We start from the raw sequence: 16,304 nt of genomic DNA on the forward strand, positions 1-16,304 counted from the left end.
CCCCGGGGCGCGCCGGCCCCGGGGGCGGTCCTCAGGCGAGTCCGAGTTCGCGGTCGATCAGGTCGAACATCTCGTCGTCCGTGGTGCCGTCGAGCGCGTCGTCCGGCCCGTCGGCGGCCGCGGGCGACTCCGCGGCCTCGCCGTCGAGCCGCCACTGGAGGCTCTTGAGGCGGGCGAGGAGGCGGGTGCGGGAGTCGGCGTCCAGTTCGGTGGCGCCGAGCGCACTCTCCAGCTCGTCGAGTTCGGCGAAGACGGGCCGGGCGGCGGGTGCCGCGGTGCCGGTGGGCGCGCCGACCAGGTCGCGCAGGCGTCCGGCCAGGGCGGTGGGCGACGGGTGGTCGAAGATCGTCGTGGTGGGCAGCCGCAGGTCGAGTTCGGCGTTGAGGCGGTTGCGCAGCTCGACGGCGGTCAGGGAGGACATGCCGAGGTCGAGGAAGCCGCGCTCGGGTTCGACGGCCTCGGGCGAGCCGTGGCCGAGGACGGCGGCGAGGTGGCCGACGACGACGTCCAGCAGCAGCTTCTCCTGCTGGGCGGCGGCGAGGCCGGGCAGCCGGTCGAGCACGCCTCGGTCGCCGGTCGCCCGGCTCCCGGCCGGCCCCGCGGCGGTGCGCCGGGCGGTGGGGCGGGGCGCGAGTTCGGTGAACAGCGGCGGGGCCCCGGCGGTGGCGAGGGCGTGCCGGTCGAGCCGGATCGGGGCCAGGTGCGGTCGGTCCACACCGCTCGCGGCGTCGAGCAGGGCGAGGCCCTGGACGGCCGTGAGCGGCAGCATGCCGGAGCGCGCGAAGCGGGCGATGTCCACGGCGTCCAGGGTGGACGTCATTCCACTCGATTCTCCCCAGTATCCCCACGCGAGGGAGACGGCCGGGCGGCCTTCGGCCCGGCGGCGGTGGGCGAGGGCGTCGAGGAAGGCGTTGGCGGCGGCGTAGTTGGCCTGGCCGGGGCCGCCGGCCGTGGCGGCGAAGGAGGAGAACAGGACGAACGCGGAGAGGTCCAGGTTCCGGGTCGCATCGTGGAGGTTCCACCCGGCGTCCACCTTGGGGCGCAGCACCTCGGTGATCTGCTCGTCCGTCAGGCCTTCGAGCAGGCCGTCGCGCAGGACGCCGGCGGCGTGGACGACGCCGGTGAGCGGGTGCTCGGCGGGGATGGTGGCGAGGAGCGCGTCGAGGGCGGCGCGGTCGGCGGTGTCGCAGGCGGCGACGCGGGCGTCGGCGCCGAGGGCCGCGAGCTCGGCGAGGAGCTCGGCGGCGCCGGGGGCGTCGGGACCGCGGCGGCCGGTGAGCAGGAGGTGGCGGATGCCGTGGTCGGTGACGAGGTGGCGGGCGACGAGGGCGCCGAGGGTGCCGGTGCCGCCGGTGATCAGGACGGTGCCGGCCGGATTCCAGGACCAGGCCCGGTCGTCCTCGCCGCCCGGCACCGGGCGCAGCCGGGGAGCCGTCACGGCGCCGCCGCGGACGGCCAGGCGCGGCTCGTCGGGGACGGCGAGGGCGGTGGGCAGGGCGGCGGTGGAGGCCGGGTCGTCGTCGAGGTCGAGGAGGAGGAAGCGGCCGGGGTTCTCGGACTGGGCGGAGCGGACGAGGCCGTGGGCGGCCGCCTGGGCGAGGACGGTGGCGTCGGTGGCGGGGGCCGCGGTCTCGGCGCCGTGGGTGAGCAGGGCGAGGCGGGCGTCGGCGAGCCGGGGTTCGGCGAGCCAGGCGAGGGCGAGGCCGTGGGCGGCCCGGACGGCGTGGTGCGCGCCGGTGACGGGGTCGCCGTCGTCGGCCGCGGTGAGGCGGTGGACGACGGTGGCGGGCGCGGGCTCTCCGGCGTCGAGGGCGGCGGTGAGCTCGGCGAGGTCGGCGTAGGAGCGGGCGCCGAGGGCGGCGGCGAGGGCGTCGTCGGCGCCGAGGACGGCGGTGTCCGTGAGGTCGCCGGCGGATACGGGGGCCCACTCGACGGCGTAGAGCGGGCCGGCAGCCGGGGCGAGGTGCTCGGGCGCGATCGGGCGGACGGTGACGGCCTCGGCGGTGAGCACGGGGGCGCCGTCGGCGTCGGCGGCGGTCAGCGCGTGGCTGCCGTCGGCGGCCGGGGTGAGCCGGACGCGGAGCAGGGCGGCGCCGGTGGCGTGGACGGTGACGCCGCGCCAGTCGGCGGGCTGCGCCGGGTCGGTGCTGTCCGGGACGGCGGCGAGCAGGGCCTGGAGCAGGCCGGGGTGGACGCGGAAGCCGGCCGTCTCGGTGCGGTGCTCCTCGGGCAGGGAGACCTCGGCGAACACCTCGTCGCCGCGCCGCCAGCGCGCCTGGACGGTGCGGAAGCGCTCACCGTATCCGGTGCCGTCCGCCGCCTCCACCGCCTGGGCACCGGGCGGCGGCCATTCGGTCAGGGACGCGCCGCCGATGCTGCCGGCGGCCAGGGTGGCGGTGGCGTGGCAGGTCCACGGGACATCGTCGGCCGCCCCGGTCGGGCGGGCGTGGACGGTGAGGGTCCGCCGGCCGTCGGCGTCGGCGGCACTCACGGTGAGCTGGAGGTCGACGGTGCCGCGGTCGGGCAGGGTCAGCGGGGTGAGCTCGGTGAGCTCGGCGACGACCGGGCAGCCGGCCTCGTCGCCGGCCCGCACCGCCCAGTCGAGCAGCGCGGTGCCCGGCACGACGGCGGTTCCGCGCACGCGGTGATCGGCCGCCCACGGGTGCGTCGTGACGCCGATCCGGCCGGTGAGCAGGACGCTCCCCGAGCCGTCGGCGAGCCGGACGACGGCGTCCAGCCCGCAGGGGTCGACGGGCGCGCCGGTGCGGGCGGCGTCCTGGGCGAGCCAGTAGCGGCGGCGCTGGAAGGCGTACGTGGGCAGGTCGACAGGCCGGCCGCCGGCGAGGGCGGGCCGCCAGTCGATCCGCACGCCGCGCACGTGGGCCTCGGCGAGGGAGGTGAGCAGCCGGACCGGGCCGCCGTCCTCGCGCCGGACGGTGCCGAGCACGACGGCCCGGGCCCCGGCGTCGGCGGCCGTGTCCTCGACGGCCGTGGAGAGGACGGGGTGGGGGCTGCATTCGAGGAAGGCGTCGTGGCCCTGGGCGAGCAGGGCGCGGACGGACTCCTCCAGCCGGACGGTCTGCCGCAGGTTGCGGTACCAGTAGCCGGCGTCGAGCGGGGTGTCGCCGAGCCAGTCGGCGGTGACGGTGGAGAAGAACGGGATGCGGGCCTCGCGCGTGGTCGGCCCGGCGAGTCCGGCGAGTTCGGCGAGTTCGGCGAGCAGGGTCTCCTCGATCCGTTCGACCTGCGCGGAGTGGGAGGCGTAGTCGACGGGGATGCGCTTGGCGCGGACGCCGTCGCGGGCGCACGCGGCGAGGAGCTCGTCGAGGGCCGCGTTCTCGCCGGAGACGACGACGCCGGCCGGGCCGTTGGCGGCGGCCACCGAGATCCGGCCGCCGTGGGGCTCGATGCGGGCGAGGACGTCGGCGTGGGCCAGGGGCACCGACACCATGCCGCCGTGGCCGGAGAGGCCGCGGGCGATGGCCTGGCTGCGCAGGGCGACGACCTTGGCGCCGTCCTCCAGGGAGAGCGCGCCGGCCACGCAGGCGGCGGCGATCTCGCCCTGGGAGTGGCCGAGGACGGCGGCGGGGGTGACGCCGTGGGCCTGCCAGCAGGCGGCGAGCGCGATCATGGTGGCCCACAGCGCGGGCTGGGCGACGTCGACGCGGTCGAGTGACGGCGCGTCGGCCGCACCGCGCAGGACGGCTTCGAGGGACCAGTCCGTCCAGGGCGCGAGGGCCCGCTCGCAGGCGGCGATCCGCTCGGCGAACTCCGCTGCGGTGTCGAGCAGTTCGGCACCCATGCCGACCCACTGCGAGCCCTGGCCGGGGAAGACCAGGACGACCTTCCGGTCGCGCCCGGCGCCGTGCCGACCGGTGACGACACCGGCTGCGGGCGTGCCGTCGGCGAGCGCGGCGAGCCCGGCGCGCAGGTCCTCGGTGCTCGTGCCGAGGACGGCGGCGCGGTGCTCCAGCAGGGCGCGGCCGGTGGCGAGGGAGTGCGCGAGGTCGAGCGGCGCGGCGGTGCCGACGGCGAGGTGGTCGAGCAGCGCGCGGGCCTGGCCGCGCAGGGCCTCGGCGCTGCGGGCGGAGAGCAGCCAGGGCAGGGCCGGGCGCTCCGGTCCGGCCACCGTGGGCTCCTGGTCCGGGGCCTGTTCGAGGATCACGTGGGCGTTGGTGCCACTGAGGCCGAAGGAGGAGACTGCGGCGCGGCGGGGCCGTCCGGTGGCGGGCCAGTCCCGGGCCTCGGTGAGCAGGTCGACGGCGCCCTCGGTCCAGTCCACGTGCGGGGTGGGCCGGTCGATGTGGAGGCTCCGCGGGAGGGCGGCGTGCCGCAGGGCGAGGACGGTGCGGATGACACCGGCGACGCCGGCGGCGGCCTGGGTGTGGCCGAGGTTGGACTTCACCGAGCCGACGAGGAGCGGGTGTTCGCGCTCCTGCCCGTAGGCGGCGAGGAGGGCCTGGGCCTCGATCGGGTCGCCGAGGCGGGTGCCGGTGCCGTGCGCCTCGACGGCGTCGACCTCGGCGGGCGTCAGACCGGCGTCGGCCAGGGCGGCCCGGATCACCCGCTGCTGCGACGGGCCGTTCGGGGCGCTGAGCCCGTTGCTGGCACCGTCCTGGTTGACGGCCGAGCCGCGCACGACGGCCAGCACCGGGTGCCCGTTGCGGCGCGCGTCCGAGAGCCGCTCGACGAGCAGCACGCCGACGCCTTCGGAGAAGCCGGTTCCGTCCGCGGCCTCGGCGAAGGGCTTGCAGCGGCCGTCGAGGGCGAGGCCGCGCTGGCGGGCGAAGTCGACCGGGATCATCGGCGTGGACATCACGGTGACGCCGCCCGCGAGGGCGAGCGTGCACTCGCCGCCGCGCAGCGCGCGGACCGCGAGGTGGAGCGCCACCAGGGAGGACGAGCACGCGGTGTCGACGGTGACGGCCGGGCCCTCCAGGCCGAGGGTGTAGGCGACGCGGCCGGAGATCACGCTCGCGGCGTTGCCGGTGCTGACGTACGGCGCGGCCTCCTCGGGGATGGTGGCGACGCGGTCCAGGTAATCGCTGGAGGACAGGCCGGCGAAGACGCCGGTGGGGCTGCCGTGCAGCGTGCCCGGGTCGATCCCGGCGCGTTCGAGGGCCTCCCACGAGGTCTCCAGGAGGAGTCGCTGCTGCGGGTCCATCGCGAGGGCCTCATTGGGGCTGACGCCGAAGAAGGCGGCGTCGAAGCCGGCGGCGTCGGCGAGGAAGCCGCCCTTGCGGGTGCGGGAGGAGTCGGGGTGGTCGGGGATGCCCTCGTAGAGGCCGTCGAGGTCCCAGCCGCGGTCCGCGGGGAAGGGGGCGATCGCGTCGGTGCCGGCGGACAGCAGGGCCCACAGGTCCTCGGGGGTCGCGACGCCGCCGGGGAAGCGGCAGGCCATGCCGACGATCGCGATCGGCTCGTCGGCGGTCCGGAGGGGCGCAGCGGCGGCGGTCGCCGTGCCGGTGCCGGCGAGGCCGTCGGCCAGGTGCCCGGCGAGGGCCCCGGGGCTGGGGTGGTCGAACACGAGGGTCGCGGGCAGCCGCAGGCCGGTCGCGGCGTTGAGGCGGTTGCGCAGTTCCACGGCGGTCAGGGAGTCGAGGCCGAGGTCGCGGAACGGCCGCGCGGCGTGGACCTGGTCGGCCGAGGTGTGGCCGAGGACGGCCGCGGTGCAGCCGCTCACCAGGTCGAGCAGCGCCGCGGCACGGTCAGCGGCGGTGAGCCCGGCGAGGCGGGCGCGCAGCCCGTCGGCGGCCTGGGCCCCCTGCGCGGTGCGGCGGGCCGGGGCCCGGACGAGAGAGCGCAGCAGGGCGGGGAGTTCGGCCGCACCGCGCGAGCGCAGGGTGGCGGTGTCGAGGCGGACGGGGACGAGGAGGGCGCGGCGGTCGGCGAGGGCCGCGTCGAACAGGGCGAGGCCGTCCGGGGTGCTGAGGGGGAGCGCGCCGGACTGCTCGGCGCGGGCCCGGTCGGTGGCGCCGAGGTGGGCGGTCATGGTGCTGCTCTGCGCCCACAGGCCCCAGGCGAGGGCGGTGGTGGGCAGGCCGGCGACGCGGCGGTGCTGGGCCAGGGCGTCGAGCCAGGCGTTGGCGGCGGCGTAGTTGCCCTGGCCGGGCGAGCCGAAGACGCCGGCGGCGGAGGAGAACAGGACGAGCTCGGCGAGGTCGAGCCCGCGGGTGAGCTCGTGCAGGTGGCGGGCGGCGTCGGCCTTGGGGCGCAGGACGGCGGCGAGCCGGTCGGCCGTCAGGCCCTCGACGACGCCGTCGTCGAGGACGCCGGCCGCGTGGACCACGGCGGTGAGCGGGTGCTCGGCCGGCACGGCGGCCAGGAGGGCGGCGAGCGCGGCGCGGTCGGCGGTGTCGCAGGCGACGGCGCGGGCCTCGGCGCCGAGGGCCGCGAGCTCGGCGACGAGCTCGGCGGCGCCCGGGGCGTCGGGGCCGCGGCGGCCGGCGAGCAGCAGGTGCCGCACGCCGCGCGTCGTGACCAGGTGGCGGGCGAGTTCGGCGCCGAGGGTGCCGGTGCCGCCGGTGATCAGGACGGTGCCGTCGGCGTCCCAGGGGCGCGGGACGGTGAGGACGATCTTGCCGGTGTGCCGGGCCTGGGCCATGTACCGGAAGGCCTCGCGGGCGCGGGTGACGTCCCAGCAGGTGAGCGGCAGGGGCCGCAGGGCGCCCTGTTCGAACAGCTCGACCAGGTCGGCGAGCATCCGGCCGATCCGCTCGGGTCCGGCCTCCTGGAGGACGAACGCCCGGTAGCGGGCGCCGCCGTGCGCGGCGGCGACCTCGGCGGGGCCGCGGACGTCGGTGCGGCCCATCTCGATCAGCCGTCCGCCGGGCCCGAGCAGGCGCAGCGAGGCGTCGACGTACTCCCCCGCGAGGGAGTTGAGGACGACGTCCACGCCCTCGCCGCCGGTGGCGGTGCGGAAGCGCTCCTCGAAGTCGAGGGTGCGGGAGGAGGCGACGGCGGTGTCGGGCAGGCCGTCTGCGCGCAGCAGGTGCTGCTTGGCCTCGCTCGCGGTGCCGTAGACCTCGGCGCCCCAGAGGCGGCCGAGCTGGACGGCGGCCATGCCGACGCCGCCGGTCGCGGCGTGGACGAGGAGGCGTTCGCCGTCCCGGAGGTCCGCGAGGTCGCGCAGGGCGTAGTAGGCGGTGAGGAAGACGACGGGGACGGAGGCCGCCTGGGCGAAGGTCCAGCCCCGGGGAACGCGGGCGAGCACCCGGTGGTCGGCGACGGCGAGCGGGCCGAACCCTCCGGTGACCATGCCCATCACGTGGTCGCCGACGGCGAGTCCGGTGACGCCCGGCCCCACCTCGCGGACGATGCCGGCGGCCTCGGCGCCGAGGAAGCGGGCGCCGCCCGGGTACATGTCGAGGGCGTTGAGGACGTCGCGGAAGTTGAGGCCGGCGGCGCGGACCTCGATCCGGACCTCGCCCTCGGCGAGCGGCGCGGCGGCGTCGGGGGCGGGCAGGAGTTCGAGGTCGTCGACGGTGCCCTTGGCACGGATGTCCAGGCGCCACGGGCCGTCGGGCGCCGGCAGCGGCGCGGCGGTGTGGGCGCGGGCCAGGCGGGGGGCGTGGGCGGTGCCGTGGCGCAGGGCGAGGCGGGGTTCGCCGGTGGCGAGGGCGGCGGGCAGGGCGCGCCAGGAGGCGGGGTCGTCGTCGAGGTCGGCGAGGACGATGCGGCCGGGGTGCTCGCTCTGGGCGGAGCGGACCAGGCCGTGGACGGCGGCGGCGGGCAGGTCGTGGACGTCCTCGGCGGGGTCGGCGGCGACGGCGCGGCGGGTGGCCACGAGCAGGGTGGCGTCGGGACGGCCGTCGGCGAGCCACGTCCGGAGGACGGCGAGGGCGTGGTCGAGGGCGTCGAGTGGTTCGTCACCGCTGAGTTCGACGAGCGTGACGTCCGCGTCGGCGCCGAGGGTGACACCCGCCTCGGCGAGGGCCGCCGCGTGGGCGGGCGGGTCGCCGAGGACGGTCCAGCGGGCGGCGGTCGGCCCGGGCTCGGGGAGGTGCAGGGCCGGCCAGTCCAGGTGGAAGAGCGCCTCGCGCGCCACCCTGGCGTCCGGGTCGAGGGCACCCTCAGCGAGCGGGCGCACGGCCAGCGCCTCGACGGCGGCCACCGGGCGGCCGGTCGGGTCGGCCATCGCGACGCACACCGTGTCGGGCCCGGCCGGGGTGAGCGTGACCCGCAGCGCGGTGGCCCCGGTGGCGTGGAGCGTGACGCCGGACCAGGCGAAGGGCAGCCCGGGGCGGCCCGCCAGCGGGCCGAGGCCGGCGGGGTGCAGGGCGGCGTCGAGGAGGGCGGGGTGCAGGCCGTAGCGGGCGGCGTCGGCGCGGGCCGGTTCGGGCAGCTCGACCTCGGCGTGGACGGCGTCGCCGAGGCGCCAGGCCGCGCGAACGCCCTGGAACACCGGGCCGTAGCCGTAGCCCTGCTCGCGCAGGCCAGGGTAGAAGCCGTCGACGTCGATCGGCTCCGCCCCGGCGGGCGGCCAGGCGGCGGCAGCCGGCGCGGGCTCGGCTCCGGCGGGGGCGACGGCACCGTCGGCGTGCCGGGTCCAGCCCTCGGGCGCCTGCGCGTCGGCCGGGCGGGTGTGCAGGGCGACCGGGCGCCGGCCGGTGTCGTCCGGGGCGCCGACCTCGATCTGCACCTGGAGCGCACCGCGCTCGGGCAGCAGGACGGGCGCGTGCAGGGTCAGTTCCTCGACGCGCCCGCAGCCGAGCTCGTCGCCGGCCCGGACGACCGCCTCGACCAGCGCGGCGCCGGGCACCACGACGGTGCCCGCGACGGCGTGGTCGGCGAGCCACGGGTGGGTGTGCAGCGACCAGCGGGCGGTGGCCACCAGCCCACCGCCCTGGGCGAGTTCGACGGCGGCGCCGAGCAGCGGGTGCTCGGGGGCGGCCAGGCCCGCCGTGGTGACGTCGCCGCCCGTCCCGCCCGGACGCGGCCAGTAGCGCTGCCGCTGGAACGGGTACGTCGGCAGGTCGGTGACGCGCGCTCCGATGCCGGTGAACAGGAGGTCCCAGTCCACCCGGGCACCGTGGTTGCGCGCGTCGGCGAGGGCGAGCAGGAAGCGGCCGGGACCGCCCTCGTCGCGGCGCAGCGTGCCGAGGGCGGCGGCGGGCAGGCCGCTGTCCTCGATGGTCTCCTGGACGCCGGTGGTCACCACGGGGTGCGGGCTGACCTCGACGAACACCCGGTGCCCCACGGCCAGCATGGTGCGGGTGGCCTGCTCGAACTCCACGGTGTGGCGCAGGTTGCGGTACCAGTAGGCGGCGTCCAGCGCGGCGGTGTCGATCACGGCGCCGGTGACGGTCGAGCAGAACGGGACGTCGGCGGTGCGCGGGGCGATCGGCGCGAGGAGATCGAGCAGCTCGTGCTCGATGCGCTCGACGTGCGCGGAGTGCGAGGCGTAGTCGACGGGGACGCGGCGGGCCCGGACGCCGTCCCGCTCGCAGTCGGCGATCAGTTCGTCCAGGGCCTCGGGGTCGCCCGAGACCACCACCGAGCCGGGGCCGTTGACGGCGGCGACGGAGATGCGCCCGTCCCGGCGGGCGAGGCGCTCGCGGACGGCGGCGACCGGCTCGGCCACCGAGACCATGCCGCCGAGGCCGGCGAGCCGCCGGATCGCCCGGCTGCGCAGGGCGACGACGCGGGCGGCGTCGTCCAGGGTGAGCGCGCCGGCCACGCAGGCGGCGGCGATCTCGCCCTGGGAGTGGCCGAGCACGGCGGCCGGTTCGACGCCGTGCGCGCGCCACAGGTCGGCGAGCGACACCATGACGGCGAACAGCACGGGCTGCACCACGTCGACCCGGTCGAGGCCGGGAGCCCCGGGCGCACCGCGCAGGACGTCGGTCGCCGACCAGTCGGTGTACGGCTCCAGCGCCGCCGCGCACTCGGCGAAGCGCTGCGCGAAGACCGGTGCGGCGTCCAGGAGTTCGACGCCCATGCCGGCCCACTGGGAGCCCTGGCCGGGGAAGACGAAGACCGGGGCGCCCTCCCTCGCGGCCCGGCCCTCCAGGACGGCGGGGGTGGCGCGGCCGTCGGCGAGCGCGTCCAGACCGTCCAGGAGCCCGGCGCGGTCGGGGGCGACGACGGCGGCCCGGTGCTCCAGGGCGGCGCGGGCCGTGACGAGCGAGCGGGCGACGTCGTCGAGGGCCGGCTCGGCCACCCGGACGTGGGCGGCGAGGCGCCGGGCCTGCTCGCGCACGGCCTCGGGGGTCCGGGCGGACAGCAGCCAGGGCAGCGGGCGGCCGGCGGTCGGGCGCTCGGGCAGCGGCTCGGGCGCGGGGGCCGCTTCGAGGATCACGTGGGCGTTGGTGCCGCTGACGCCGAACGAGGAGACCCCGGCGCGCGGCGGCCGTCCGGTCTTCGGCCAGGTGCGAGCCTCGCTCAGCAGCTCGACCGCGCCGGCGGTCCAGTCGACCTGCGCGGTCGGCCCGTCGATGTGCAGGGACTTGGGGAGTTCGCCGTGCCGCATCGCGAGCACGGTCTTCATCACGCCCGCGACGCCGGCGGCGGCCTGGGTGTGGCCGAGGTTGGACTTCACCGAGCCCAGGAGCAGCGGGTGTTCGCGGTCCTGGCCGTAGGCGGCGAGGAGGGCCTGGGCCTCGATCGGGTCGCCGAGGCGGGTGCCGGTGCCGTGCGCCTCGACGGCGTCCACCTCGGCCGGCGTCAGACCGGCGTCGGCCAGGGCGGCCCGGATCACCCGCTGCTGCGACGGGCCGTTGGGCGCCGTCAGCCCGTTGGAGGCGCCGTCCTGGTTGACGGCGCTGCCGCGCACGACGGCCAGCACCGGGTGCCCGTTGCGCCGCGCGTCCGAGAGCCGCTCGACGAGCAGCACGCCGGCGCCCTCGGCCCAGCCCGTGCCGTCCGCCGCGTCGGCGAAGGGCTTGCAGCGGCCGTCGGGGGCCAGGCCGCGCTGGCGCGAGAACTCGACGAACACCTGCGGCGTGGACATCACCGTCACGCCGCCCGCGAGCGCCAGCGAGCACTCGCCGCGGCGCAGCGACTGGGCGGCCAGGTGCAGGGCGACCAGGGAGGACGAGCACGCGGTGTCGACCGTCACGGCCGGGCCCTCCAGCCCGAGGGTGTAGGCGACGCGGCCGGAGATCACGCTCGCCGCGTTGCCCGTCATCACGTGCCCGGCGACGCCCTCGCGGGCCGGGTCGAGCAGCAGGTGGTAGTCCTGGAAGTTGGAGCCGACGAAGACGCCCGTGCGCGAGCCGTGCAGGGCGCCGGGGTCGATGCCGGAGCGCTCGACGGCCTCCCAGACCGTCTCCAGCAGGAGCCGTTGCTGCGGGTCCATCGCGAGGGCCTCGCGCGGGGAGATCCCGAAGAAGGCGGCGTCGAAGTCGGCGGGGGCGGTGAGGAAGGCGCCCTCGGCGACGTAGCTGGTGCCCTCGTGGTCCGGGTCGGGGTGGTGCAGGCGGTCGGTGTCCCAGCCGCGGTCGGCCGGGAACGGGCCCACCGCGTCGCGGCCCTCGGCGAGCAGCCGCCAGAGGTCCTCCGGCGACTCGACGCCGCCGGGGAAGCGGCAGGCCATCGCGACGATCGCGATCGGCTCGTCGGCGGCGACCGCCGGGGCCGCGAACCTCTCACCCGAGGCCGTACCGGCCAGTTCGGCGCGCAGGTGCGCGGCGACGGCAGTCGGGGTCGGCTGGTCGAACAGCAGGGTGGCGGGCAGGCGCAGGCCGGTCGCGGCGGTGAGGCGGTTGCGCAGCTCGACGGCGGTCAGCGAGTCGAACCCGAGGTCCCGGAACGCCCGGGCGGCGTCGACGGTCGCGGTGGAGGCGTGCCCGAGGACGGCGGCGGCCTCGGTGCGGACGAGTTCCAGCAGCAGGCGCTCCTGCTCGTCGGCACCACGGCCGCGCAGCCGATCGGCCAGCGGGGAGTCGGTGGTCGTCGTGGAGTGGCCCGGGTGGACCGCGCCTCGCACCTCGGGCAGGTCCGCGATCAGTGCGCTCGCACGGGCGGCGGTGAGCACGGGGGCGAGCGCGCTCCAGTCCACGTCGGCCACGGCGAGGCCGGAGGCGTCCGCGAGCAGGGCCCGACGCAGCGCGGCGACCGCCCGCTCCGGGTCCATCGGGGCGAGCCCGCTGCGCCGCATCCGCCCGGTGAGGCCCGGGTGCTCGCCCGCCATGCCGCCTCCGGCCCAGGGGCCCCAGGCGATGGCGGTGGCGGGCAGTCCGGCGGCGCGGCGGTGCTCGGCGAGGGCGTCGAGGTAGGCGTTGGCGGCGGCGTAGTTGGCCTGGCCGGGGTTGCCGAGGACGCCGGTGATCGAGGAGAACAGGACGAACAGGCCGAGGTCGTACCCGGCCGTCAGCTCGTGGAGGTGACGCGCTGAGACGGCCTTGGCGCGGAGCACGGCGTCGAAGCGGTCGGGTGTGAGGCTTTCCAGGACGCCGTCGTCGAGGACACCGGCCGCATGGACGACGCCGGTGATCGGCTGTTCGGCGGGCACGGCGGCGAGGAGGGCGGCGAGCGCGGCGCGGTCGGCGACGTCGCAGGCGGCCACGGTGACGCGGGCGCCGAGGCCTTCGAGTTCGTCGGCCAGCTGCCGCGCGCCGGGGGCCTCGGGGCCTCGGCGGCCGACGAGGAGCAGGTGCTCGGCACCGGCCCGGGCCAGCCAGCGGGCGACGTGGGCGCCGAGGGCGCCGGTGCCGCCGGTGACGAGCAGGGTGCCCCGGGGAGCGGTCCAGCCGTCGGGGGCGTCCGGCGAGGGCGCCGGGTCCAGCCGGTCCGCGCCGACCGCCGCCTGCTCCTCCGACCCGGGCTGCGGCAGCGCATCCGCGCGCGCGGGCAGCGGCGGGAGGTGGCGACGGGTCAGGCGGCGGGCGTAGGCGCCGCGACCGCGCAGGGCGAGCTGGTCCTCGGCGGTCTGGGCGAGCAGGCCGGCCAGGCGGGCGGCGGTGCGGGCGTCAGGCGTGGCGGGCAGGTCGATCAGGCCGCCCCAGCGCTGCGGGTGCTCCAGCGCGGCCACCCGGCCGAGGCCCCACAGCTGCGCCTGCGCGGGCTCGCTCACGCGGTCCGCGCCCTCGGCCGCGACGGCGCCCCGGGTGAGGCACCAGAGCCTCGCCGTGCCGCCGGCGGTCTCCAGGGTGCGCAGCAGGTCGACGGTGGCGGGCAGGTAGCCGGGCACGAGGTGGTGGGCGGGGTGCGGTCGGCCGTCGGCGGCGAGGAGGGAGAGGACGCCGGCCGGCGGCTCGCCGGAGGCGTCCACGAGCAGCGCGGCCAGGGCCTCGGTGCCCGTCACCCGCTCGACGCGCAGGCCGCGCTCGGCGAGGGCGCCGAGGACGGCGTCGGGCCAGGACTCCTCCGTCTGCTCGGACACCACGGCGAGCCAGCGGCCCGGCGGGACGGCGTCGGTGAGGCCGCGGACGGGCACCCAGGTCGTCCCGTACGTCCAGCCGTCGAGCGTGCCGAGCAGGCGCCGCTGCCCGCGCCAGGAGGCCAGGACCGGCAGCAGGCGGTCCAGCGAGGCCTCGGCGGTCTCCTCCGCGATCCCGAGGACCGCCGATGCCTCCCGCAGGTCACCGGCCTCGACGGCGGTCCAGAACGCGTCCTCGACCGGGTCGGCGGTGGGCGCGGCCGGGTCGCGGCGCTGGAGCTCGGGCAGCCAGTAGCGCTGCCGCTGGAACGCGTATGTGGGCAGGTCGACGCGACGGCCGCCGGACCCGGCGAGCACCGTCGCCCAGTCCGGGCCCGCGCCGCGCACGTGCAGCCGGGCGAGGGCCTCCAGGAGGGCCGGCTCCTCGGGACGGTCCCTGCGGAGGACGGCCGCCGGGGCCGCGTCGGCGGGCAGTGACTCGGCGGCCAGGGCGGTGAGCACGCCGTCGGGGCCGAGTTCGAGGAAGCGGGTGACGCCGGCGGCGTGCAGGGTGCGGATGCAGTCGCCGAAGCGGACGGCCTCGCGGACGTGGCGCACCCAGTAGTCGGGGGTGCACAGGTCCGCACCCACGTCGCCGGTCAGGTTGGAGATCACCGGGATCGAAGGCGCTTGGTACGCAAGCCCGTTGAGGACGGACCGGAAGTCCTCCAGCATCGGGTCCATCAGCGGCGAGTGGAACGCGTGCGAGACCCGCAGCCGCGTGGTCTTGCGGTCGGCGAAGTGCGTGCGGATCGCCTCGACGGCCTCCTCCGTGCCGGAAACGACGACGGAGGTCGGGCCGTTCGCGGCAGCGATCGACACGAACTCGCCCAGCAGCGGCAGGACTTCGTCCTCCGTCGCCTGGACCGCGAGCATCGCGCCGCCCGGGGGCAGCGCCTGCATCAGACGGCCGCGGGCACCGACCAGCGTGCACGCGTCCGCGAGCGAGAACACCCCGGCCACGTGCGCCGCGGCGACCTCGCCGATCGAGTGCCCGGCCACGAACTCCGGCCGCACACCGAACGATCCGAGCAGCCGGAACAGCGCCACCTCGACGGCGAACAGCCCCGCCTGGGCGTACGCGGTCCGGTTCAGCAGCTCCTCGTCGTCGCCCCACACGACGTCCCGCAGCGGGAGCTCGAACGCCTCGCACACCTCGTCGAAGGCCCGAGCGAACACCGGGTACCGGGCGTACAACTCCCGCCCCATACCCAGCCGTTGCGATCCCTGCCCCGAGAACAGGAACGCCGTCGCGCCCTTCCCCGCGACGCCCGTCACGAGACCCGCTCCCCCGCCGCCGGCCGCGAGGGCGTCCAGGGCGCGCAAGCGCTCCTCCGGGTCGGCCGAGACGACGACGGCCCGGTGGGCCATGGCCGTCCGGCCGGTGGCCAGGGAGTAGGCGACGTCGGCCGCCGCGAGCGGCCCCGAGGCCCTGAGGTGGGTAGCCAGGCGCCCGGCCTGGGCTCGCAGGGCCGCCGAACCGTGCGCCGACAGCACCCACGGCAGCACCGCCTCGGGCGCGGGCTCACCAACGGGCTCCGCCGGCGCCGCCTCCAGCACGACGTGCGCGTTGGTGCCGCTCACGCCGAAGGAGGACACCGCCGCCCGCCGGGGCCACGGGTTGGCGGGCCATTCCCGGGCCTCACCGAGGAGTTCGGCGGCGCCGGAGGTCCAGTCGACGTGCGGGGTCGGGGCGTCGAGGTGCAGGGTGCGCGGCAGCAGGCCGTGCCGCATCGAGAGCACCGTCTTGATCACCCCGGCGACCCCGGAGGCGGCCTGGGTGTGGCCGGTGTTGGACTTCAACGCGCCGATAAGGACGGGCTGTTCGCGGTCCTGCCCGTAGGTCGCGAGCAGGGCGTGGGCCTCGATCGGGTCCCCGAGGCGGGTGCCGGTGCCGTGCGCCTCGACGGCGTCCACCTCGGCGGGCGACAGACCTGCGTCGGCCAGGGCGGCCCGGATCACCCGCTGCTGCGACGGGCCGTTGGGCGCCGTCAGCCCGTTGGAGGCACCGTCCTGGTTGACGGCGCTGCCGCGCACGACGGCCAGCACCGGGTGTCCGAGGCGCCGCGCGTCGGACAGCCGCTCGACCAGGAGGACGGCCGCGCCCTCGCTCCACGCGGTGCCGTCGGCCGCCGCCGCGAACGGCTTGCACCGGCCGTCGGCGGCGAGGCCGCCCTGCCGGGAGAACTCGGTGAACATCTGCGGGCTCGACATCACCGTCACGCCGCCCGCGAGCGCGAGCGAGCACTCACCGCGGCGCAGCGACTGGACGGCGAGGTGCAGGGCCACGAGGGAGGAGGAGCACGCGGTGTCGACCGTGATGGCCGGGCCCTCGAGGCCGAGGACGTAGGAGATGCGGCCGGAGGCGACGCTGACGGTGTTGCCGGTCAGCAGGTGTCCGGCGGCGGTCTCGGCGACCTGGCCGCCGACGGTGGAGGCGCTGTCGTAACCGCCGTGCCCGGCGCCGACGAACACGCCGGTCGGGGTGCCGGTCAGCGTCCCGGGGTCGATGCCGGCGCGTTCGACGGCCTCCCAGGCGGTCTCCAGCAGGATCCGCTGCTGGGGGTCCATGGCGAGGGCCTCGCGCGGGGAGATGCCGAAGAAGGCGGCGTCGAACTCGCCCGCGTCGTGCAGGAACCCGCTCTCGCGGGAGGTGACGGCACCCTCGGGCAGCTCCCAGCCGCGGTCGGCGGGGAAGGCGGAGACGGCGTCGACGCCGTCGCGCACGAGGTCCCACAGCTCCTCCGGGGAGGCGACCCCGCCCGGCAGCCGGCAGGCCATGCCGACCACGGCGATCGGCTCCCGGTGCTGCTCGGTCGCCTCGCGGAGCTGTTCGCGGGTCTCGTGGAGGTCCGCGATCGCCCGCTTCAGGTAGTCGCGGAGCTTGTCTTCGTTCGACATCGGGACGTCAACCTCTCCGGGGATCTGCCAGGGAACGCCGTGC

The 16,304-nt window shown here is 77.6% G+C and carries 1 protein-coding gene; it reads right to left on the bottom strand.

Annotated elements, in window-relative coordinates:
* Window positions 1-31: 31 nt before the first annotated feature.
* Window positions 32-16,261, bottom strand: coding sequence for a type I polyketide synthase (locus tag ACIQWA_RS35675; protein WP_402489887.1), 16,230 nt, complete (start codon window positions 16,259-16,261; stop codon window positions 32-34).
* Between the last annotated feature and the right edge of the window lie 43 nt (window positions 16,262-16,304).

It is taken from the genome of Kitasatospora sp. NPDC098652 (genome assembly GCF_044760155.1).
Lineage (GTDB): Bacteria > Actinomycetota > Actinomycetes > Streptomycetales > Streptomycetaceae > Kitasatospora.